Below are 22684 nucleotides of genomic sequence, written 5' to 3' on the forward strand. Positions count from 1 at the left end.
CCGGTTGTTGTTATTGGCAGTAGCGGTCGCGCCAGTTGAGGATCGCCTTTTCAAAACAGGCGTACGGCGGGTGAACGATTCCGGCACCGATCATGCCGATCCCCGCATCTTTGTGCGCAATAGCGGTGTTGATCACCGGCAGAATGCCGGTGCTGCCCACGCGCGTAATATCGATAGCGGTCGGTACGCCCATAAAACCCAGCAGTGGAATGGTGACGTTGGGGTTTTCGCCGAGGGTGATTTCACGCATCTGACGAGAGAAATCAACCGCCTCCTCGACCGTACCCCCCACCAGCGCGACGATGGCCGGCGCCGTGGCCATAGCGAAACCGCCAATGCCGTAGGTTTCGGTAATCGCGCTATCGCCGATATCACGTCCAGAATCTTCCGGCTTATAGCCCGCAAACATCGGGCCAATCACCTGCTGCGCCGGACCGGTAAACCACTGCCCCGGTAAGCCGCTGATGCGCAGACCGAACTCAACGCCGTTACGCGCCATCGTCGTTACTACGGTGCTGTATTCGATACCGTGTGCGGCATCCATAGCGGCTTTACACATCGCCATCCAGGTCGGCCCGGAGAAGTAATCACTGCTGAGGACGAACTCAAACACTTCACGCTGCTGCTCAACCGGATAGCCGGTCTGAATAATCCATGGCGTCAGCGCCTGAATCAGCAGCGCCGTCCCGGCGTTGTTGCGGTTGTGACACTCATCGCCCATATGCAACGCTTGCGCCAGCATCAGACGCAGATCGATTTCACCTGCCAGCTTCATGGCATCGCGCAGCATCGGTCCCATCACATCGCGCATCCAGTTCAGGCGATCGATAACGCTCTGATCGTTCGCCCCCATACGCAGGATCTTCGCCATCTGCTCGCTCATATTGGTATATGCGCGGTTGCCGTAGGTTTTGTTCTCAACGATGTGCATAAACATCGATGCCGACGTCACGCCTGCCATCGAGCCGACACAATCATGCTCGTGGCAGGGGGAGAAGATAATTTCCCCCGAGGCGGCCAGTTCTGCGGCTTCATCCAAATCTTTCGCCAGCCCCTCAAACACCAGCGCACCGGTTACCGCGCCCTTCATTGCGCCGCACATTTTTTCCCAGCGGATTGGTGGCCCGGCGTGCAGAATAGTGTTACGGGTCATACCCGGCACGACGTTGATCGCCTGGTCATAGCCAATCAGCACCGGATGCGACTGGATAATGCGTTCCAGCGCCTGTTGGTTAGCGGCCGCGATTTTCTCTGCCAGCGGCGAATCGGCAATGTCGTCCAGCGCGGCCACGACCTGCATGTTGCCCTGCCCCGGCGGCGTCCAGTCGAGTTGGGTCACGGGTACGTTCTGCTTTTTCAGGTCATCGCTGAACATCGCGATGCCAACGTTAATCACGTTCAGCGGCTGGTTAAACAGTGTCTGGCTCATCAGGCTTCCTCCCCTTTACAGATAAATTCACGCGCCAGCAATCCGGTGTTGGTGCTACTGCTCGCCCAGATAACGCCGGCGTCGGTCAGCATCTGGCACTGTTTTTCCAGCGACGGCGTATCAAGATCGGTTCCCAGCACATAGCCGAGGATCTCAAGCGGACGCCCCTCTGCGGCGGCGATCGCTTTGGCTTCAACGATCGCCTCAAGCATCACGCCAACCGGATCTTCATGCGATCCAAATCCAAGCACGAAGTCCATAACGATCACGCCGACTTCAGGATCGCGCGCTTCCTGCAACAGACGACTAATGCGGTTGGTGGGATCGATCATCGGGTGCGGTTTGCCGTTGGTAAAATCGTCATCACCGAAATCGAGGAAGGTATGCGCCACGCTACGGTTGAGATCTTTCAGGCGGAACGCCGGATCCGGATGAATGTTGCTGTACACTTCGGCGTATTTTTCCATGGCAGCAAACATCGCTTCATCGCACAACGTGCCGCCGCAGAATAAGCCACGGATGTACTTTTGCTGCGGGGTCAGACGGGCGCGAACCTCTTCAATTAACGGCCAGTTAAGCGGATGCAGATCCAGACTCTCTTTTTTCACGCCGGTCAGCAGTACCGCTTTCAACGCCGCCTCTTTAGTTCCGCGTGCAAACTGCAGACCTTTTTCATCCGCAGGCGCGGCTTCACGGCCAAGGAAACACACCACCACGGGCTTATGGCAGGCGCGTGCGCGTTCCAGCACCTTGCGTGCCACCGCTGGCGCAGGAGGTTTGGAGATAAGCGCGATAATCTCAGTTTGCGGATCGGCCTCCAACATACCAATCGCGTCAAGCATCATCAGACCGCCAATCTTTTCGCTCAGATCGCGTCCACCGGTGCCAATCAGCTGGGAAATCCCGCCGCCAAACTCGTGAATGCGTACGCTCAGTTCCTGACTACCGGTACCGGACGCACCAACAATCCCGATATTGCCGCGACGCACCGCGTTGCCAAAACACAGCGCCGCGCCGTTAATAATGGCGGTTCCGCAATCTGGTCCCATCATCAACAGCCCTTTTTCATGCGCCAGTTGCTTGAGCGCCAGTTCGTCCTCAAGGGAGACGTTGTCAGAGAACAGCATCACGTTGAGGTTATTTTGCAGCGCCTGACGCGCTTCACGCGCGGCAAACAGGCCATTGACCGAGATCACCGCCAGGTTGCTGTCAGGAACATGCTTCTTCGCACTGGCCAGCGTGGCATAGCGCGCTTCATGCTGGCCGCCCTGCTCTTTATGCGTAAACAGATCTTCAATCGCCACCAGCGTCTGGTCGTTCGCCGCCTCGCTGGCGCCTTTAATGACAATCATCAGGTCGCCACTTTTCGCCTCTTCCAGTTCAGGCGTCAGCAGCCCGAGATTCTTCAGTACGCCCTTATTCATTTCTGTCGCCATAGCCACGAACGCCTGCTCAACGCCATCGAGCTTATTTGCGCGTGTGGAGATAGACATCAGTGAGACAGAATCAAAATACGTGTTCTTTTTAACAACTATCCTGATCGACATAATTCCCTCCGGACCTGTGGCTCAGGGCGCAGGCATCCGCCATGCCATACAGCATGTCGCAGCCAGAACTTGAGCCAATATTTTTAATGTCAGTAATATATTGCGTAGAAACGGGTTGTTGCTCAGTAATAATATGGTTCAGCAGCCGTCCGACGCTCTCCCGATAACGGTGATAAAAAGCCTCCTCCAGCGTTATTTTGCTGAGTAGCGTTGTATTATTTCCGGCACGTTGTAAGGCTGCTAAAAATTCTTCACGATATTTCCTCAGCGGATGTCCGGGAATAAATAAAATAGTGCTTAAGCCCACTAAATAATCATCAGATGAGGGCGTCAGACCAATCCCCAAACCAATTAAATGGCTGACCGCTGTAGAGATATTTTCTCCTGTATGCAACGCCGCCAGTAAAATTTGTCGGCGGTTGAGTAATTGGCGGGTGATTTCCTGATAAAACGGGTTATCCCCCTGGTAAAGAAATAATGTGTCATCGCTTGTTAGCTGTTGGCGGATAACCTCTTCCCAGTACAGCCAGCGGATTGCAGCAAGGCTTACTGCATCTGGCGTCCACCGTGGTATGCGCCACGGCAGGCAACCTGAGGTTTCTATCCATTTATCGTCGCCAACCGCTATCCCCGACGCGGTAAAATTGACCCACTCACCGGGGTGAAACAGCTCTTCACAATGCGTCAGCGCCAGCCGACAGCTGTTAGGCGCGTTATCACAACCTTCACTCAGTAACGTCAGCAGCCGCTGCTGTTCGGGTATCAACAGGTTTACCGCACGGGAAAAAACCTGTTCAACCCGTCCCGTTCCCCGGAAAGCGAGAAACGCGCCGTCTGCGGTTAGCGCCCGTACGCATCGCCGTGATGGCGTAGCGATAGTGGCACTCCTCTGTCAGGCTCCGGCCGCAATCAGCAGCTCGGCAATCTCGTGGTACCCTTTCTCCCGCGCCAGTTCCAACGGGGTTTTACCGTATTTATCCGTCATGTGCGGATTCGCGCCATGATCGAGCAGCAGCTTAACAATCTCCTGCTGCTTCGCGCCGCCGTCATTAAGCACGATGGCTTCCAGTAACGGCGTCCAGCCGACAAAGTTGGTATGGTTAACATTGATATCGGTACGCAGCAGCAGTTCGCGCACGATCTCGACGTGGCCTTTTTCACTGGCAGGCGTAATACCAACGCCGCCAAACCGGCTCAGGCAATTGAGATCGGGGTTGGCCGGTAATACGGTACGCAGCAGCGTTAAATCATTAGTCAGACAGCTAATCAGGAATGGGTTAAAACAGGTTTGATCCTGTTTATTAATATCGGCACCGGCAGCTATCAATAAAGAAACGCAGTCATAATGCTTATTCAGGCTGGCAATAATAATGGCAGTTCGCCCCTGGCGGTTAGTAGCATTAATATCCACATTTTTTGCCAGGCAGGATTTTAATCCGTCGGCATGGCCCTGCTCTGCCGCCAGCAGAAATTCAGTAATGAGTTCTTTCTCTGACATAATCGCTCTCCTGCAGTTTTTTAGACTTTTTAAATATCCGATAAGCTGAGAATAGCAACAGAGTGCAGAGAATAATATCCGCTTAAATTTCATTCATCGTAAGCGTGTCGATTATTGAATCAAATTTAACAATGAAAGCAAAACGTGCTGTAGTGCAATCTTTTCCTTATGACAGAGCCGCTTTTCGCTATTAAACAATAGTCAGGAAAATCAGGCGTGATGCTGCACGGATAGCGGCCTGTAATTAATATACAGAAGTGTGATTGCCTTCAAATCAAATGTAAAACTAGTGTTAAATTCTGTTCAAAACTGATTGCTCTGTATAAGGATTACAAATACATTCAACAATCATCACGTCGCGGATGCGCGTTTGTCGCCGGAGGGGAGAAAGATGAATTCAATATTTACCGAGGAAAACCTGCTGGCGTTTACGATGGCTGCCCGCTACAGCAGCTTCAGCAAGGCGGCTGAAGAGCTTGGCTTAACCACTTCGGCAATTAGTTACACTATTAAGCGCATGGAGCTGGGACTCGACGTGGTACTGTTTACCCGCAGTACCCGTAGCATTGAGCTGACCGAGTCCGGGCGCTATCTGTTTCGCAAGGCAACCGACCTGCTCAACGACTTCCACGCCATCAAGCGCAGCATTGATACCATTGCTCAGGGCATTGAAGCCCGGGTACGTATCTGTATTAATCAACTGTTGTATACCCCTCAACATACGGCGCGATTGCTACAGGTACTTAAGAAACAGTTCCCTACCTGCCAGATAACCGTCACCACCGAGGTGTATAACGGCGTCTGGGACTCGATCATCAACAACCTGGCCAATATCGCTATCGGCGCGCCGGATACGTTACTGGACGGCGGCGGGATTGATTACACCGAGATCGGCGCGATCCGTTGGTCGTTTGCGATTGCCCCGGATCATCCGCTGGCCTTTATGCCTGAACCGATTTCTGAGAGCCAGCTGCGTTTGTATCCGAACATCATGGTGGAAGACACTGCGCACACCATCAACAAGAAGGTCGGCTGGCTGTTACACGGACAGGAGTCGATTCTGGTTCCCGATTTTAATACCAAATGCCAGTGCCAGATCCTGGGTGAGGGCATCGGTTTTCTGCCGGACTATATGGTACGCGAGGCGATGGAAAAGTCGTTGCTGGTCACGCGGCAGATCCACAACCCGCGTCAGGATTCACGCATGCTGCTGGCGACCCAGCATTCGGCGACCGGTCGTGTCACCCAGTGGATTAAAAAGGAGTTTGGTCCACAAGGGGTGTTGACGGGGATTTATCAGGATTTGCTGCATCGGGAGTGATGCACCGGACGGTGGTTATGCCTTCCGGCGCACATAAGAATATCAGGCGCGGATATCGTCGTACTCGCGGGTTTTATCAAACTCATGTTTGGCAAACGGGCACAGTGGAATAATTTTGCGGTTTTCGGCGCGCATTTTCTCCACCACCTTCGCCACCAGCTGTTTGCCGACACCCTGGCCTTTCAGGCTGGGGTCGACATCGGTATGTTCAATGATGCTTAGATGTTCACCCGTCGGCACGAAGACAATCTCGGCAACCTGGTTACCCTCGACATCGTTAACATAAAACTTGTTGTGGCCTGCAAGAATTTCCATGGTTCCCTCACTTATTTCTGACGATATTTCAGCGCACCGCTCGGACAGGTATCGATAACTTTAATGACCGTCGCAACATCCACTTCGTCCGGGATGATCCACGGTTTGCGCTTCAGGTTAAATAACTTCGCACTTCCCCGCACGCAGTTGCCCGAATGCTGACATATCGCCGTATTGAAGTAGACGTCAATCTTCTCGCCGGTATAGGCCCGGTAACCTGCATCCAGTAGTTCTTTATCCACGACATAGCCTCGCATTTTTTTATTGTCTGGGTCTAATCATAGACCTATGCGAGGCTGAAGGAAGCGGCTGAAAGCAGAAATATCACTCGGGCATTTTCTGCAACGACGGCTGCGGCTCTGGCGGCAAATACTCCAGCATCGCAGGCGTCGGCGGCGGTAGGCGGTTATCGGCAATATCCCTGTCCACATCAACATGGCTAATCTCGCCATTCTCATGGTGGTGAACCGTCAGTACCCTCGCTTTGTTCAGCTCGGTAACCAGTTCTCGGGTAATACGTAAACTTTCCGCCAGCTCATGGTCTTCCAGGCCAGGTCTGCGGCTGCGGCGTTCCACCCGAAATCGGAACTGGTTGTACTTCGCCCAGCCAATCAGCACCAGTCCGTTGACCAGGGCGACAAGGATATAAAACGTGACCGTATCCAGCGTGGTGAAAAAGGGTCGCACGCCCATATACGGTGAATGCGCCAGGGCCGTGATCAGCCCTTTATAGATCAAATAGATAAAACCGACCCAGGCGATGACCGTCAACAGCACGTCGATGATGCGCGGCAGCAAACGCTGTTCCGTAAAAATCAGTGGCTGGCTCATGATTCAATCCTCCCAATTCCACGATCGGGACTCACCCAACGCGCCCTGCCGCGTTTACGTTTGAGCATCACTTTCGGGAAAGCGACCAACGTGGTGAACAGGCTGAGCATCCAGTACACCACCGGGAACCAGATAATCCAGAACAACGAGGCGCCAATGCCTTTTTCATAGCGTCGTTCAATCATCAGGCTCACCGCAAACTGCAGCAAGCACACCACGCCGAGGATAAGCCCGGTGAAGGCTGGCGGGAACAGATGCTGTACATACAGCGAGTCCGGCATCGGGATCATCAGCCCTAACAGGAACAGCACGATACTGATCGCATAGGCAAACGACCAGGCGGTAGAAAAACAGAACTCCAGAAACAGCGGCCACATGCGGCGGAACTCCCACGACCACAGACGACGCATGTTAACGATAAACACCTCCGCACCACCCTGGGCCCAGCGCAGACGCTGCTTCCACAGCCCTCTTAACGTTTCAGGCATTAAGATCCAGCACAGCGCGCGCGGCTCAAAGAATACCGACCAGTGGCGTAATTGCAGCTTCCAACTGATATCGATGTCTTCGGTGATCATGTCCGGGCTCCAGTAACCGACCTCGGCCAGCGCGCGACGACGAAACGCGGCAACCACGCCGGAAACGGTAAAGATCTGCCCATAGACTCGCTGGGTACGCTTAATCAAGCCGATAATGGAAGAAAACTCACCGACCTGCACACGACCAATTAACGTAGAGCGGGTTCGAATACGTGGGTTGCCGGTCACCGCCCCGACGCGCGGGAACTGGATAAGCGGAGCCACAATATAGGCAACAGCATCACGATCCAGTAACGCATCACCATCAATACACACCAGGTAATCGCTGCGCGCTGCAGCCGCGCCGGTCTTGAGCGCCAGCGCTTTGCCCTGGTTCTCAGCCAGGTGAATCACCCGCAGGCTGGGGTATTCCACCGCCAGTTGTTCCAGCACGTCGTGCGTGTCATCCGTTGAACCATCGTTGATGGCAATCACTTCGATGTTCTTATATCGCTGTGCCAGCGCGGCCTCAATGGTTTCACGCGCATTGATCCCTTCATTAAAACAAGGGATCAGAATAGAAACTAGCGGATTACCTTCCAGGGTCGGTGGCGGCGTGTCATCCCCCCATTTCCAGTGACGTTCACGGTAAAACCAGAAATAAACCCCGCCGCTTATCCACAATGCAGACATGAATAAAGGCCAGAAGAAGACGAAGTTCAACATCACTTCACCTGTAAAGATGACAGCCACGCCAAACGGCAGGCTGAACATCAGGCAAAGTATCAGGAAAGCAATAATGCGATCTGTCATTTTTGCGGGTACCAGTATGAGGAGAACGTCGAGCGAATCTCTGACATCTCAGGTTTGTCGCTGATGAAATCATCCGGGTAATAGCCGTAGTTACCTGCACCGCTTAACTTCAGTTGGCGCATCCATTCGGCTATTTGTTTTCCGCTGATTTCAGCTTCTTCCCCGGATTTACGCCAGTCTCGTGCCTGCAGTTCAAACACGGTTTTGTCCAGCGCGCCGGGCGTTTGTGCAACGGCATTCACTAATCTGTCGAGCCAAGCGTTGGCATCATTGGCCGGGATCTGCTCCATGAATGGCATCGCCATCGGTGCCGTCCAGTCATAGGTATTGAGGAAATCATTCAGGTTTTGTGCAAACCAGGCTTCACTCTCTGGCTCCAGTACTGGCATCGCGTAAATATTGCGGGCGGTTTGCACCTGCGGGCCGCGAATATTACGCACTGCCTGGGTCAGTTGTTTGGTAAAGTCGATCAGCACCTTACTTTTCAGGCGCGTCCAGCGCTCGAAGGTCTGCGGGTTGCTACGGATTTGCTCAATACTGCCCGGAAGCCCTGCGGCACGGTAGGCGGCTAACGCCTCCGGTGACGCATCTTCAAAGTCCGTCAGGAAAGCATCGTCATGGAACAAAATCCCCTTAAAGCTGGCGTGTTTCGCCAGGTCTTCATAGATTTCAGTGATGCGTTTACGCGCCTCGCTGTCCCAGGGAGAAAGACGGACATAGTTCTCGCGGTTGATCGCTGTACGTCCCGTTTTCGGATCCCATGCGGTTACGCGTGGAATGGAAGCATCGAGATCGAAAGCCAGAACCGGCATCCATGCATACACCGTCACCCCAGCCCGAGTTTGTAACTGCCAGGAGATATAGTTAAAGAGATCGGCACGCATCGGCAGCCAGCGGTTAGGGAAATAAAGCTCGCGAATATTCCCGTCGCCTTTAGGATCGGCATACGCCTGCAGGAAGACATGAGAAATACGCATGTCATAAACGCGCTGAATAAGCTTGTCGATATTTCGCTTCTGCTGGGCCGGGTCTTTGTCATAAACGTAATCCAGATCGACATGCATTACGCGCATCGTCTGCGGTTCACGCACCTGAGCGACCTGACTGGCAAAACGCTTGATCGAAGGGTTATCAGAGATCAGCACACGCGGGATATCATCAAGAAACGCAGCATTCGCCAATCCTTCATTGAGCGTAAAGGCCATCTTATAGCCTTGCTCTTTAGCCAGGTTTAACGTCGTGCCGCTGGCAGCGCCGTACGGCCAAACCCACGCGCGCGGTGCTTTCCCGGTTACCGTTTTAATCTTGTTAGTAATCAATGCGATATCGGCATTAATACGGCGATAGTATTGCTCATCCGTTTCGTAAGTGCCGGTTTTCTTATCATACAAACGGTTCGCCACCGCCGGTTCTTTACTTCCCTGCGGGTTGGCTTCAGCACCAAAATGCGAGTTCCACGTGTGCGCACCGACTTCCACCAACGGCGATTTGCCCATTTCTTCGACCATTTTCCAGGTAGCGAATTTATCTCGCGCCGTCATTAGGCCGCCAAAATCGACTTTTTTGTTGGCGGGAGCATCAACCCAACTCCCTACCGGAGCCCAGAGCGCAGGCCAGTTATAGGCTTTCAGCAGCGGCCAGACGCGGGTATAAAAACTGCTGTACCCATCATCAAAGGTGAGCAGTACTGCTTTTTCGGGCAGCACGATTTTACCGTCATGGGCGTCCAGAATTTGCTGCACGCTGATCGGGTTATAGCCATTATCACGCAGCCAGGCGATTTGATCGCTCAACGCGCTGGTACGCACAGAAAGGTAGCGTTGATCCGCTGCGCCATCTTCAACATCGTGGTAGCCGAGCACCAGGAAGCTATTTTTCGGCCACGGATGATCCGCCGTTAGCGGCGTTCTCTCTGCGGGAGGAACATAGCGAGGCGTTGTATTGTGCGCGCTACTGCACGCGGTAATCATCAACCAGCCAGCGATTAATGCGCTAAGCCACAGGCATCTTTTCAGCATGAACAATCCTTAAAACCTGACATTTAAATCGAAAGCGAGGGAGATATTCCGCTCACGTTTACCGTCATAGGGGCGTTTATCCCAAATCAGCATCACCCCGCCGTCTACGACGTTGTTCCATTTAAGCCGTTGTCCGTACCCCACCTGGACGATAGCACCTGCATCTTCACCTTGCTGCCAATAGCCACCTACGCCAGCCAGACCTTGCTGGGTCCACACGGTGTCATAATGACGGTAAAGAACCTGCTCCGCGCTCAGGCCTGGTACAACAGAAAAATCGCTCTTCGGGTTGTAATACGGCACATTCTCTTTGGTGTTGGTGCTCCCACCAATGCCCGGAGTAAAGTCCAGCGTGAAGCGTGGCGTCGTCCACATACGCTCTTTACCGCTGAGTCCGTATTCAATGCGATCGTTACCGTCTGAGAAATGTGATGCGGCAAACGACAGTTGATATTCCCGTCGTTCGTTTTGATACCAGCGGACAAACATATCGCCACCGTTGGCATACACGCCGCTACGCAGCGCGCGCAATGGCGTATTACGCGACAAGCGTTCGGCTGAACCGCCTACGCGCCAGTTGTCATTGAAGTCATGCCAGCCGGAAAGACGACCACCAATCTTCTGACCATCGCCATAATTTCGACCAGACACTTCCATTTCCGCCCAGTAATCGCGGGAAGTCCATTCAGCGCCTGCCGCCAGATCGCGGCTGATCCCCTTCCCTTCTTCAAATTCACCGGTGGCGAAGTTGAAGCCGGTAAACAGTCGCCAGTTATCGTTAATTGGCGGGCTGTAAATGGCGGTATTGATGTTGAAGTCATTCTTACCGCTGACCGGGCTATCAGACGAGATCCCCTGCGTGCCGCTAATGCGTACTTCCGACATTTTGTGGACATCACGAATACGCGCGAGACGCAGCGTTGCTTCATCATCCGGGCTACGGGCAATAACGTCATCCGTCAGCTCATCGGCCTGCTTCCATTCCTGAAGATCCAGCGCTACGTAAGCCTGCTGACGCTCCAGTTCCAGGTTGCTTGGCTCAATCACTTCCGCCAGCTTCAGCTCTTTCTCCGCCGCATGCGGCAATCCACGAGCTTCAAGCACAGAGGCATAGGATATGCGCAGCCCCTGGTTGCCGGAGCCTGTTCGCGCCAGATGCTCTGCGAGCTTTTCTGCCTCCGGCAACTCATTGGCAGCGATATGATATTGCGTCAACAGCGACTGTCCGAGCAGCCAGTTATCGTTAGGCTGCGGCGTTGGCGAACCATAGATGCGTCGCAGATACGGGCTGTCTTTAATTAACGCATCGACCTGTTTTTTAGCAGCATCAAAGTTTTCATTGTCAATGTGCGCATAGAACAGATCCTGTTGATCCTCAGGGCTGAGCGGCGTCACGGGGATTGGTCCGTTCGGGTAGTAGATGCTCGTTAGCATCGCTTCGGTTTTTTCCGGCTGACGTTCACTCAACCATGCTGATGCCACCCAGCGTTTAGCATAGTTTGGCACGTCGCCGCTTGCGGACAACGAATCATATTCCTGAATCACTTCGGCAGTACGCTTACGCACCAACAAGGCGCCCATGCGGTCAATTCTCGCCCGACGGACATCATTCTGCGCGGACGGTTCATCCTTCCAGGCAGCCAGCAACTGGTCATAACGGGCCAGCGCTTTATCCGCCACGATAAACCGTTCTTCTTCATTACGTGCAGACGTATAAGAGGAACGTACCATTTCAGCTGCTGCATCAAGCTCAAGGCGACGCTTCACAGGATCAGCGGTTGGCACCACCTCCGCCATATTTAAAGCGGGCCCGGAAACGCGGTTCGCTGACAGTGCAGACAGTAGTGTGGATTGCGCATTTTTGTTGCCTGGATCGACGTCATCCGCCTGTGAAGCGACTAACAACGCGTCCCAGTTTTTCCCCTGTGAATGATATACATAGGCAAGCAGCGCGTCGGAATCAGCGCCCGGATGCGCCTGCGCCCATTTATTCGCTTCAGTAAGGGCTTGCTGGTTGTAGCGAGCATCCGCCAACGTCATTATCCAGCCAGTACGTACGTCAACGTTGTCATGCTCTTCCTGTAAAACGCTTTCCCATAACGCCAAGGAATCATTCCAGTTTTTCTGGTTACGGTATGCACGCGCAGCGGCAACTTTGCCCCGCGCCGGCACATCCATCTGCCCACGATAGCGCTGCCAGATCTCAATAGTGGTTTTATCGTTGTTATCGACCCAGCCTGAGACTTGCAGCCAATCGGCAACTTGGTTTGGCGTTAGCGCGCTTTTCTTTCCCTGATCCTCAAGATAACGCAATAACGGCGCACTATTACCACCCCGCGCTTCAATAACCAAAGCGTCATAATCTGATACCGCTGCAGAGATTTGCATAGGGAATAGAATGCTTGCCGTAAATAAACAGCTTGCAGACTTAAAACGTTTAATGAAGTTGGCATGTCGACGCATACTGAACATATCTGCCCTTATATCTTACATCAGAGTAAAAATAAGCGTTTTCAATAAGTTAAGGTCAATCCCTGACGATTGCCGACCATGTAGAATGCACTGCCGCTTATTTCGTAATAGGGTAATGAAACAATTAATTCTTTCGTCTTATTGACTACCCACACCGCGTCCTCTAATCACAGGACTGGAGGCATAAACTCGAGAATTTTATCACTCCGTGTAGTTCGTGGCTACGTAATAAGAAATGTCTTAGGCAAAAAAGTATTTTAGACTAAATAACCCTAATACTCTTGGGATTGAATTCTGGATTTAAGCAAAGTTTGCCTGGCAAAGTCATGTGACGATGCTGACTATTGCTGCTTAGCATAGCTACAGCGCGTAACTGTTTGCATGGTAACTATTTGGCATGAATAGAGAAAGTTCTGATAACAGTAGCTCAAATAACCATAGCCCAAATAACAATGAAAATAACGAGACAGACACTATAACTTAATTTTTAGCATCAAACAGAGGCAATGAAATGAAAATAAGGATACAGTCTCCAGACGAATTAGGTACAGTAAAAATGCAATGAAATCAAATGAGTTTCTTAATCTATGATTAAAACCTACTACAATTGGCATTTTGATATCCGGATGAATACATGCGCAAAGAATTGTGCATTGCTCTACTCATCAATGTAATTTCCCATCTTGGGTGTTATTGACAACATCAACCACAATCAATTATTTACCCTCAAAATTTGCATGCCTATTCTTTTTGCAAACAACTGCCAGAAGCATAACTTTTTGCACTTACTCACCCTTCAGACTTTCAGGTAATCTGATAAAAGACGCCAATGGGAGCCGGTCAATGAAAATTGTTAACGCAGAAGAAAAACACATCCCCGCCATACGCGATATTTACGCACACCACGTTATTCACGGTACCGGCAGCTTTAAAACTAACCCACCAGATACCCACGAGATGCTTGCTCGTCTGGGAAAAATCCGCAGCCAGGGGCTGCCGTGGGTTGTCGCGTTGCAGGAGGAAAAGGTCATCGGGTATTGCTATCTCACCCGCTACCGAGAACGCTATGCCTACCGCTATACCCTCGAAGATTCAATTTACATTGACCCGGCGGCGCAGCGTCAGGGGGTGGGAAAGGCGTTGCTAAGCCATGTCATTAACTGGGCCGAAACGCAGGGTTATCGGCAGTTGATCGCCATCGTCGGCGACAGCAATAATCAGGGATCGTTAAAAGTCCATCAGCAGGCCGGGTTTACAGAAATCGGCACGCTGAAGAACATTGGCTTCAAACATGGGTTATGGCTCGACACGGTATTGCTACAACGTAATCTGGGTGAAGGTAACAGCACGCTGCCACCAGATTCCGGTGTCGCAATTTAACATTTAAAAGGATAACTACAGGGAGAGAGTTTTGGAGCGGGCGAAGGGAATCGAACCCTCGTATAGAGCTTGGGAAGCTCTCGTTCTACCATTGAACTACGCCCGCATTGAAGTGCGTAAGGGATTATAAACCTTACGCTCTTCTTGGCAAGGGACTAACCTGCTGACTGGCGATTAATTCGCCGTCAGCATTTGGGTTTACTGCCCTGCGGCGGTAAATAACGCAGCGGATCGATAGCCGTTGCGCGATAACGGATCTGGAAATGCAGACGCACAGTCGTCGCATCCGTGCTGCCCATCGTGGCGATTTTCTGCCCGGCTTTCACGTTTTGACCGTTGTTCACCAGCATGGTGTCATTATGCGCATAGGCAGTGATGTAGTCCTCACTGTGCTTAATCATAATGAGATTACCGTAACCTCGCAGCTGATTACCGACATAAACCACCTTCCCGGCTCCGGCCGCATAAATCGGCGTACCGCGCGCAGCGGAGATATCAATGCCCTTGTTACCGCCGTCTGCCGTGGAATAAGGCAGGATCACCTTACCGCTGGCAGGCCACAGCCAACAACGTTGCCCCACTGGCGGCCAGGACGACTGCGGCACCGAAGAAGACGGTCTGACAGCAGCAGTTTTGGTTGATGATTTCTTGGTTGTTTTGCCAGATCCAGAACTGGTTTTCGCGCCGCCGCTGACCTTCAGCTTTTGCCCTACTTCAATAGTATAGGGCGGTGAAATATTATTCAGACGAGCGATCTCTTTCACGCTGGTCCCGGTGGCGCGCGAAATACGGTATAGCGTATCTCCCCGCTTCACGGTATACACGGAGCCGGAATAACTTCCCGTATCAGACGACTTGCTCCCGGAACACCCTGCTAACAGCAGACCGACACACAGCAGCATCGCGATACTCAGGCCATTTTTCTTCAGGCGTCCTGCACTCAAAACAATTCCTCGCAACATTTTCAGACGCTTTATCATAGCAGCCATAAACCGGATGCCAAATCATATCGCGCAACGAAGCGTCGGCTCTGGCATTTCACACCCTCGGTTAATTCATTCAGACTTAATTAAGCATATAATGTAGGTGCTTAAGATTGATGGTGGATGCTATGCGACAGGAACACGTCATTTTATTGAATGAGCAGGGCCAGCCCTGTGGAACACTGGAAAAGTATGCGGCGCATACCGCCACAACGCCCCTGCATTTCGCTTTCTCGTGCTGGATATTTAACGAGCAGGGTCAACTGCTGATTACCCGCCGCTCTCTGCACAAAAAAGCCTGGCCTGGCGTCTGGACCAACTCTGTCTGTGGTCACCCGCAGTTGGGTGAAAGCACTGAAGCTGCCGTTATCCGCCGGGCTCGCTTTGAACTGGGTGCAAACATTGACGCGCCCAGCCCCGTGTATGCTGATTTTCGTTATTGCGCTGTGGACCCGAGTGGAATCGTAGAAAACGAAGTATGCCCGGTTTATGCCGCACACATCGTCAGTGAGCTACAGCTAAACCCAGATGAAGTGATGGATTGCCAGTGGAGCAATCTTGATGATGTCTTAAGCGGTATTGACGCGACGCCTTGGGCTTTTAGCCCGTGGATGGTAATGCAGGTTGCAAACGATAAGGCGCGAGAACTACTGCGCAAGTTTGCCAATGGGGATTAATTACCTGATGGCGCTACGCTTATCCGGCCTACATAATGAATCGTAGGCCGGATCAGGCATCAGACGCCATCCGGCCGTTTACATCTTACTTAACCGGGCGCATCGCCGGGAACAGGATCACGTCGCGGATGGTGTGGCTGTTAGTGAACAGCATAACCATACGGTCGATACCAATACCCAGACCCGCAGTCGGCGGCAGACCGTGTTCCAGAGCGGTAACGTAGTCTTCGTCGTAGAACATTGCTTCGTCATCGCCCGCATCTTTGGCGTTAACCTGATCCTGGAAACGCTGCGCCTGATCTTCCGCATCGTTCAGCTCGCTGAAGCCGTTACCGATTTCGCGGCCGCCGATGAAGAATTCGAAGCGATCGGTGATTTCCGGGTTTTCATCATTACGACGCGCCAGCGGAGAAACTTCTGCTGGATACTCGGTGATGAAGGTCGGTTGAATCAGGTGTGCTTCCGCAACTTCTTCAAAGATCTCGGTCACGATGCGGCCCAGACCCCAACTCTTCTCAACTTTGATGCCGATAGATTCAGCAATCGTTTTTGCAGAGTCGAAGTTATCCAGATCCGCCATGTTGGTTTCCGGACGGTATTTCTGAATCGCTTCGCGCATGGTCAGCTTTTCGAACGGTTTACCGAAGTCGAAGACTTCTTCGCCGTAAGGCACTTCAGTTGTACCCAGAACGTTCTGCGCCAGCGTACGGAACAGTGATTCAGTCAGTTCGATCAGATCTTTGTAGTCCGCATAAGCCATGTAGAGTTCCATCATGGTGAACTCTGGGTTATGACGAACAGAGATGCCTTCGTTACGGAAGTTACGGTTAATTTCGAAAACGCGTTCGAAGCCGCCAACCACCAGACGCTTGAGGTACAGTTCCGGCGCAATACGCAGGTACATGTCCAGATCCAGCGCGTTATGATGGGTGATAAACGGACGCGCTGCCGCACCGCCTGGGATCACCTGCATCATCGGAGTTTCTACTTCCATGAAGCCACGGCCAACCATGAACTGACGGATGCCAGCCATAATCTGTGAGCGCACTTTAAAGGTGTTGCGGGATTCATCGTTAGAGATGAGATCCAGATAGCGTTGACGATAGCGCGCTTCCTGATCCTGCAGACCGTGGAATTTATCCGGCAGTGGGCGCAGCGCTTTCGTCAGCAGACGCAGCTCGGTGCAGTGGATAGACAGCTCACCGGTCTTGGTCTTGAACAACTTACCTTTCGCGCCGAGGATATCGCCCAGATCCCATTTTTTGAACTGCTCGTTGTAAACGCCTTCCGGCAGATCGTCGCGAGCGACGTACAGCTGAATGCGACCGCCAACGTCCTGCAGCGTAACGAATGAGGCTTTGCCCATAATACGGCGGGTCATCATACGGCCAGCAACGGATACTTCGATGTTCAGCGCTTCCAGCTCTTCGTTTTCTTTCGCGTCAAAGTCAGCATGCAGTTGGTCTGAGGTATGATCGCGACGGAAATCGTTCGGGAACGGGATCCCCTGCTCACGCAGGCTCGCCAGCTTCTCACGGCGCGTTTTCAGTTCATTGTTAAGATCGGCTACCGCGTCAGCGCCCTGTACGTGTTGTTCAGACATGTTGGTTCCTCATAACCCTGCTTTCAAACTTGCTTCGATAAATTGATCCAGGCTGCCATCCAGCACTGCCTGCGTGTTGCGGGTTTCAACCCCGGTACGCAGATCTTTGATGCGGGAGTCATCAAGGACATAAGAACGAATCTGGCTACCCCAGCCGATATCTGACTTGTTGTCTTCCATCGCCTGTTTCTCGGCATTCTTCTTCTGCATTTCCAGTTCATAAAGCTTAGCTTTCATCTGCTTCATGGCCTGGTCTTTGTTCTTGTGCTGGGAGCGGTCATTCTGACACTGCGTCACGATCCCGGTCGGGATGTGGGTAATACGCACCGCTGATTCTGTACGGTTAACGTGCTGACCGCCCGCACCAGAGGCGCGATAAACGTCAATACGCAGGTCCGCCGGGTTGATATCGATGTCAATATCATCGTCAACTTCCGGGTAAACAAACGCCGAACTGAACGACGTGTGGCGACGACCGCCGGAGTCAAACGGGCTTTTACGTACCAGGCGGTGTACGCCGGTTTCAGTACGCAGCCAACCATATGCGTATTCGCCAGCAATTCTGATGGTTACGGATTTGATACCCGCCACTTCACCTTCAGATTCTTCAATGATTTCAGTCTTAAAGCCGCGCGCTTCAGCCCAACGCAGATACATACGCATCAGCATGCTTGCCCAATCCTGCGCTTCCGTACCGCCGGAGCCAGCCTGGATATCGAGATAGCAATCTGCGCTGTCATATTCACCGGAGAACATACGACGGAATTCCAGCTGGGCCAGCTTATCTTCCAGCGTATCGAGTTCTGCTACGGCTTCGTTAAAGGTTTCTTCGTCGTCGGCTTCTACAGCCAGCTCCAGCAGGCCGGAGACATCTTCCAGGCCCTGGCTCATCTGATCGAGCGTATCAACGATGGCCTCGAGGGAGGAACGTTCTTTGCCCAGCGCCTGTGCGCGTTCGGGTTCGTTCCACACGTCCGGCTGTTCCAGCTCGGCGTTTACTTCTTCCAGACGCTCTTTCTTGGCATCATAGTCAAAGATACCCCCTAAGAACGTCAGAGCGCTCCGTGAGGTCCTGAATGCGGTTATTTACCGGATTAATTTCAAACATTGTCTGATTTCTTTTATTGGACTAGTCAAAATGCGGTTATAAGAGCGGGATTGTACCGGATCCCGGCTCAATTTTATACACACTAAATTCGTCAGACTGGCCAGATATTGTCGATTATAATCTGCAAGCTGCGGTTGCCGCGAAACTCGTTAATATCCAGTTTGTAAGCAAGCTGAACTTCACGAACACCGTTGTCCGGCCAGCAGGTGGTATCGACATTAAATGCAATACCGTCCAGCAGTGGACCGCCGCCAACGGGCTCGACCATCACCTTCAGATGACGCTCACCGACCAGACGCTGCTGAAGCAAACGGAAATGCCCGTCAAACAGCGGTTCCGGGAACATTTGTCCCCACGGCCCAGCATCACGCAGCATTTGCGCGACTTCCATGGTCATCTCCACCGCGCTCAAAGGTCCGTCTGACACTACTTCGCCTTGCAGTAAAGCGGGATCCAGCCACTCGGTTACCAGTTCGCCAAAACGCTGCTGGAAACGCTCAAACTGCGCCTCCTCCAGCGACAACCCCGCCGCCATGGCGTGACCACCAAATTTGAGGATCATGCCAGGATAAAGGGTGTCCAGGCGCTCCAGCGCATCGCGCATGTGCAGTCCCTGAATAGAACGTCCGGAGCCTTTGAGCGTACCGTCACCAGCCGGGGCAAACGCAATCACCGGACGGTGGAAGCGCTCTTTAATACGCGATGCCAGAATCCCCACCACCCCCTGATGCCACTCGGGATGGTACATCGCCAGGCCACCCGGTAGCGTATCGCTACTGCGTTCCAGCTTTTCACACAGGGTCAGCGCTTCGGCCTGCATACCCTGCTCGATCTCTTTGCGCGTCTGGTTGAGCGCGTCCAACTCATTGGCCAGCACACGCGCTTCACCAATGTTGTCGCACAACAACAGCGCCACGCCAACGGACATATCGTCCAGGCGCCCCGCCGCATTCAGCCGTGGCCCGAGGGCAAAACCTAAATCGCTGGCAGCCAGTTTAAGTGGGTCGCGATTGGAAATCTCCAGCAGCGCTTTGATACCAGGGCGACACTTTCCGGCACGAATGCGGCTTAAGCCTTGCCACGTCAGAATGCGGTTATTGGCATCCAGTGGGACCACATCGGCCACCGTGCCAAGCGCGACCAGATCGAGCAAATCCGCCAGGTTCGGCGGCGCAATGCCTCGTTCATCAAACCAGCCTTTATCACGCAGGAAGGTGCGCAGCGCCAGCATCAGATAGAAGGCCACGCCAACGCCTGCCAGCGATTTAGACGGGAATTCACAATCGTGCAGGTTAGGATTGATGATCGCTTCAGCGCCCGGCAGCGTGTCCCCAGGCAAATGGTGATCGGTCACAACGACCGGGATCCCCAACGCTCTGGCATGTTCAACACCCGCGTGGGACGAGATGCCGTTATCTACGGTGACAATCAGCTGAGCGCCACGGGCATGAGCCTGATCCACCACTTCCGGGCTTAAGCCGTAGCCGTCTTCAAAACGATTAGGCACCAGGTAGTCAACGTTACTGCAGCCCAACGCGCGCATCGCCAGGATGCTCAGCGCCGTACTGGTCGCGCCATCGGCGTCAAAATCGCCGACCACGATGATTCGGGTACCTTCGCGAAAGGCGTTATAGAGGATCTCAACCGCTTTTTCGACGCCATTCAAATGCTGCCATGGCAGCATTCCTTTGACGCTACGTTCAAGCTCCTGCGCACTGCGCACGCCGCGACTGGCGTATAAACGCCGCAGCAATGGCGGCAAATCAGCAGGTAGCTCGACGGTCTCGTCGGCTTCACGCCGACGAAGTTGTATCTGTTGTTTCACGCGAATTATTTACCGCTGGTTTGTTTTGCATGTGCGTCGAGGAATTCTTTCATCTCTTTCGGACCCTGATAACCTGGCACTACATAGCCATTGCTCAGCACAATCGCTGGCGTACCGCTGACACCGAACTGAACGCCCAGCGCATAGTGGTTAGCGATATCCACATCACAGGTCGCTGGTTTCACGCCCTTGCCCGCCATCGCGTCGTCAAAGGCTTTGTTTTTGTCTTTCGCACACCAGATAGACTTCATGTCCTGCTCAGCCTGGCTGTCCAGTCCCTGACGAGGGAAGGCCAGATAGCGCACGGTGATCCCTAATGCATTATAGTCTTTCATCTCTTCATGCAGCTTGTGGCAGTAGCCACAGGTGATGTCGGTGAAAACGGTAATGACGTGTTTTTCCTGCGGCGCTTTGTAAACGATCATCTCGTTTTCCAGCGCGTTCAAATGTTTCATCAGCAACTGATTGGTGACGTTTACCGGGCTTGCGCCGCTCACATCGTACATCGGTCCCTGAATAATATGTTTACCGTCTTCGGTCACGTACAGCACGCCGCTATTGGTCAGTACAGTTTTCATGCCCGCAACCGGAGCAGATTGAATCTCGGTACTCTGCACGCCCAGCTTGGCTAATGACTGGCGAATCGCGGCATCGTCCGCATGTACCATGCCGGAAAACGCCGTCGCCAGCAGGGTTAACATCATAAAACGTTTTTTCATAACCTTTCCTTTCCTGTCAGCACTCACGCGCGCGGGTGATGCTGTTGATGTAGTTGCCGCAAGCGCTCCGTTGCGACATGAGTATAAATCTGCGTTGTCGAGAGGTCGCTATGCCCCAGTAGCATCTGCACGACACGCAGGTCAGCGCCATGGTTGAGCAAATGCGTGGCAAACGCATGGCGCAGGACGTGTGGCGACAGCTTCTCGCTGTCGATGCCAGCCAACACAGCATAATGTTTGATACGATGCCAGAAGGTTTGACGGGTCATCTGTTGCGCCCGCTGGCTGGGAAACAGCACATCAATCGATACGCCGTTGAGCAACCATGGACGCCCATGCTCCAGGTACGTTTCCAGCCAGTACACCGCCTCCTCACCTAACGGGACAAGTCGCTCTTTATTACCTTTACCGATCACCCGAACCACGCCCTGGCGCAGGCTGACGTCACTCATCGTCAGTCCCACCAGTTCAGACACGCGTAGGCCCGTGGCATACAACACTTCCAGCATGGCTTTGTCGCGTAACTCCAGCGGTTGCTCTATCAGCGGCGCCTGCAGCAGCCGTTCTACCTGCGCTTCGCTAAGATCTTTGGGCAGACGTTGCGGAAGTTTAGGTGATGCAAGCGAGGCGCTAGGGTCATCTTCACGATATTTTTCACGGTACAGATGCTGAAAAAAACGCCGTGTTGCGCTGAGCAAACGTGCGGAACTGGTGGCTTTATATCCTCCGTCCATTCGCTCAGCCAGCAATGCTTGCAGTTCATCACTCTGCGCGGTCGCAAGCGAAGCGCCGCGGTGATGTAACCATTCGACAAGCATGGTCAGATCGCGACGATACGCACTTAACGTGTTTTCCGCCAGATTTCGTTCCAGCCACAGGGCATCAAGAAACTGCTCGATGCGCGCCAGATCCTGTTCCACTTGCGCCCCTTATTCCACTCTCATTTTTGATGCATTATGCCTCATTGTGCCGAGAATGCGGCGATTCTGTTACACTACCCGCAACGCTACAACAGAATTGAGATGTTTACGTCATGAACATGGGTCTTTTTTACGGTTCCAGCACCTGCTACACCGAAATGGCAGCAGAAAAAATCCGCGATATCCTGGGTCCCGAACTGGTGACACTGCATAACCTCAAAGATGATTCCCCGACCTTAATGGAGCAGTATGACGTGCTCATTTTGGGCATCCCGACCTGGGATTTCGGTGAAATTCAGGAGGACTGGGAAGCGGTCTGGGAACAACTGGACGACCTCAACCTGGAAGGCAAAATTGTTGCGCTTTACGGTATGGGCGATCAGTTGGGATACGGCGAATGGTTCCTGGATGCGCTGGGTATGCTGCACGATAAACTGGTCACCAAAGGCGTAAAATTTGTTGGTTACTGGCCAACCGAAGGCTATGAATTCACCAGCGATAAACCCATCATTGCCGATGGACAGCTGTTTGTTGGTTTGGCGCTGGATGAAACGAACCAGTACGATCTCAGCGATGAGCGTATTCAGGCCTGGTGCGAGCAAATTCTTGGCGAAATGGCCGAGCACTGGTCCTGATAACCGTTTGCCGGAGCCTGGCGTAAACGCCTTTTCCGGCTTACGTGCCGCAGCGAGCCGTAAACCTTAAAG

Annotated in this window: 20 protein-coding genes and 1 tRNA gene; 4 read left to right on the forward strand and 17 right to left on the reverse strand. The window is 52.9% G+C overall.

All coding sequences use genetic code 11. The features are described 5' to 3' along the window. Positions 1–10: 10 nt before the first annotated feature. The 4 genes from E1B03_RS21630 to E1B03_RS21645 all read right to left on the reverse strand — a co-directional run bounded on the left by E1B03_RS21630 (position 11) and on the right by E1B03_RS21645 (position 4474). Positions 11–1429 carry a YlbE family protein gene (locus E1B03_RS21630; RefSeq protein ID WP_133086900.1) on the reverse strand — a complete coding sequence of 473 codons (1419 nt, stop codon included), beginning with the start codon at positions 1427–1429 and terminating at the stop codon, positions 11–13. Then, entirely contained in the window at positions 1429–2976 is a 1548-nt protein-coding gene (gene fdrA / locus E1B03_RS21635) for an acyl-CoA synthetase FdrA (protein WP_133086901.1), read from the reverse strand. The genes E1B03_RS21630 and fdrA overlap by 1 nt, the downstream gene beginning before the upstream one ends. Then, positions 2954–3742: an oxamate carbamoyltransferase subunit AllH family protein gene (locus E1B03_RS21640; RefSeq protein WP_103769075.1), complete on the reverse strand. Its 789-nt coding sequence runs from the start codon at positions 3740–3742 to the stop codon at positions 2954–2956. The genes fdrA and E1B03_RS21640 overlap by 23 nt, the downstream gene beginning before the upstream one ends. 126 nt (positions 3743–3868) lie before the next feature. Further along, the gene (locus E1B03_RS21645) at positions 3869–4474 is read right to left on the reverse strand and encodes an ankyrin repeat domain-containing protein (protein WP_103769074.1); all 606 of its coding nucleotides are present in this window, start codon (positions 4472–4474) and stop codon (positions 3869–3871) included. 391 nt (positions 4475–4865) lie between these two features. Between E1B03_RS21645 and E1B03_RS21650 the strand changes: the two genes are divergently transcribed. After that, a complete protein-coding gene (locus E1B03_RS21650) occupies positions 4866–5795 on the forward strand; it encodes a LysR substrate-binding domain-containing protein (RefSeq protein WP_016154301.1) in 930 nt (309 codons plus the stop codon). A 42-nt stretch (positions 5796–5837) separates the two neighbouring features. On the opposite strand, the gene E1B03_RS21655 is transcribed toward E1B03_RS21650, so the two are convergent. From E1B03_RS21655 to pgaA, 6 genes are all read right to left on the reverse strand, one after another. Beyond that, the gene (locus E1B03_RS21655) at positions 5838–6110 is read right to left on the reverse strand and encodes a GNAT family N-acetyltransferase (RefSeq protein ID WP_103769073.1); all 273 of its coding nucleotides are present in this window, start codon (positions 6108–6110) and stop codon (positions 5838–5840) included. 11 nt (positions 6111–6121) lie between these two features. Then, positions 6122–6352: a 4Fe-4S mono-cluster protein YjdI gene (yjdI, locus tag E1B03_RS21660; protein WP_047413384.1), complete on the reverse strand. Its 231-nt coding sequence runs from the start codon at positions 6350–6352 to the stop codon at positions 6122–6124. Positions 6353–6434: 82 nt separating this feature from the next. Next, positions 6435–6941 (reverse strand): poly-beta-1,6-N-acetyl-D-glucosamine biosynthesis protein PgaD, encoded by a 507-nt coding sequence (pgaD, locus tag E1B03_RS21665; protein WP_133086902.1) that lies wholly within the window; start codon positions 6939–6941, stop codon positions 6435–6437. Next, complete coding sequence (gene pgaC / locus E1B03_RS21670) at positions 6938–8272, reverse strand: poly-beta-1,6-N-acetyl-D-glucosamine synthase (protein ID WP_133086903.1); 1335 nt, start codon at positions 8270–8272, stop codon at positions 6938–6940. Before pgaC ends, pgaD begins: the two co-directional genes overlap by 4 nt. Next, positions 8269–10290: a poly-beta-1,6-N-acetyl-D-glucosamine N-deacetylase PgaB gene (gene pgaB / locus E1B03_RS21675; RefSeq protein ID WP_103769070.1), complete on the reverse strand. Its 2022-nt coding sequence runs from the start codon at positions 10288–10290 to the stop codon at positions 8269–8271. The genes pgaC and pgaB overlap by 4 nt, the downstream gene beginning before the upstream one ends. A gap of 9 nt (positions 10291–10299) precedes the next feature. Beyond that, on the reverse strand, positions 10300–12762 hold the full coding sequence (pgaA, locus tag E1B03_RS21680) for a poly-beta-1,6 N-acetyl-D-glucosamine export porin PgaA (protein WP_133086904.1): 2463 nt from the start codon (positions 12760–12762) through the stop codon (positions 10300–10302). Positions 12763–13605: 843 nt separating this feature from the next. On the opposite strand from pgaA, the gene E1B03_RS21685 reads away from it, so the two are divergent. After that, positions 13606–14142, forward strand: a complete 537-nt coding sequence (locus E1B03_RS21685; RefSeq protein WP_133086905.1) for a GNAT family N-acetyltransferase — start codon at positions 13606–13608, stop codon at positions 14140–14142. Positions 14143–14174: 32 nt separating this feature from the next. On the opposite strand, the gene E1B03_RS21690 is transcribed toward E1B03_RS21685, so the two are convergent. Together E1B03_RS21690 and actS are read right to left on the reverse strand one after the other, a co-directional pair. After that, positions 14175–14248 (reverse strand) — tRNA-Gly (locus E1B03_RS21690). Between the two features lie 79 nt (positions 14249–14327). Beyond that, a complete protein-coding gene (gene actS / locus E1B03_RS21695) occupies positions 14328–15086 on the reverse strand; it encodes an amidase activator ActS (protein ID WP_103769067.1) in 759 nt (252 codons plus the stop codon). A gap of 167 nt (positions 15087–15253) precedes the next feature. Between actS and idi the strand changes: the two genes are divergently transcribed. Further along, positions 15254–15802, forward strand: a complete 549-nt coding sequence (gene idi, locus E1B03_RS21700) for an isopentenyl-diphosphate Delta-isomerase (RefSeq protein WP_133086906.1) — start codon at positions 15254–15256, stop codon at positions 15800–15802. Positions 15803–15887: 85 nt separating this feature from the next. On the opposite strand, the gene lysS is transcribed toward idi, so the two are convergent. From lysS to xerD, 5 genes are all read right to left on the reverse strand, one after another. Further along, on the reverse strand, positions 15888–17405 hold the full coding sequence (gene lysS, locus E1B03_RS21705) for a lysine--tRNA ligase (protein ID WP_133086907.1): 1518 nt from the start codon (positions 17403–17405) through the stop codon (positions 15888–15890). A gap of 9 nt (positions 17406–17414) precedes the next feature. Continuing rightward, a protein-coding gene (prfB, locus tag E1B03_RS21710) for a peptide chain release factor 2 (protein ID WP_100194817.1) occupies positions 17415–18513 on the reverse strand; the annotation gives its coding sequence in 2 pieces (ribosomal slippage) (positions 17415–18437 and positions 18439–18513; 1098 coding nt in all). 91 nt (positions 18514–18604) lie between these two features. Beyond that, positions 18605–20338, reverse strand: coding sequence for a single-stranded-DNA-specific exonuclease RecJ (recJ, locus tag E1B03_RS21715; RefSeq protein WP_133086908.1), 1734 nt, complete (start codon positions 20336–20338; stop codon positions 18605–18607). Between the two features lie 5 nt (positions 20339–20343). Further along, the gene (dsbC, locus tag E1B03_RS21720; RefSeq protein ID WP_103769064.1) at positions 20344–21057 is read right to left on the reverse strand and encodes a bifunctional protein-disulfide isomerase/oxidoreductase DsbC; all 714 of its coding nucleotides are present in this window, start codon (positions 21055–21057) and stop codon (positions 20344–20346) included. Between the two features lie 23 nt (positions 21058–21080). Then, the gene (xerD, locus tag E1B03_RS21725) at positions 21081–21977 is read right to left on the reverse strand and encodes a site-specific tyrosine recombinase XerD (RefSeq protein WP_133086909.1); all 897 of its coding nucleotides are present in this window, start codon (positions 21975–21977) and stop codon (positions 21081–21083) included. A gap of 113 nt (positions 21978–22090) precedes the next feature. Between xerD and fldB the strand changes: the two genes are divergently transcribed. Continuing rightward, a complete protein-coding gene (gene fldB, locus E1B03_RS21730; RefSeq protein WP_103769063.1) occupies positions 22091–22612 on the forward strand; it encodes a flavodoxin FldB in 522 nt (173 codons plus the stop codon). Positions 22613–22684: the final 72 nt, after the last annotated feature.

This window comes from Citrobacter arsenatis (assembly GCF_004353845.1).
Classification (GTDB): domain Bacteria; phylum Pseudomonadota; class Gammaproteobacteria; order Enterobacterales; family Enterobacteriaceae; genus Citrobacter; species Citrobacter arsenatis.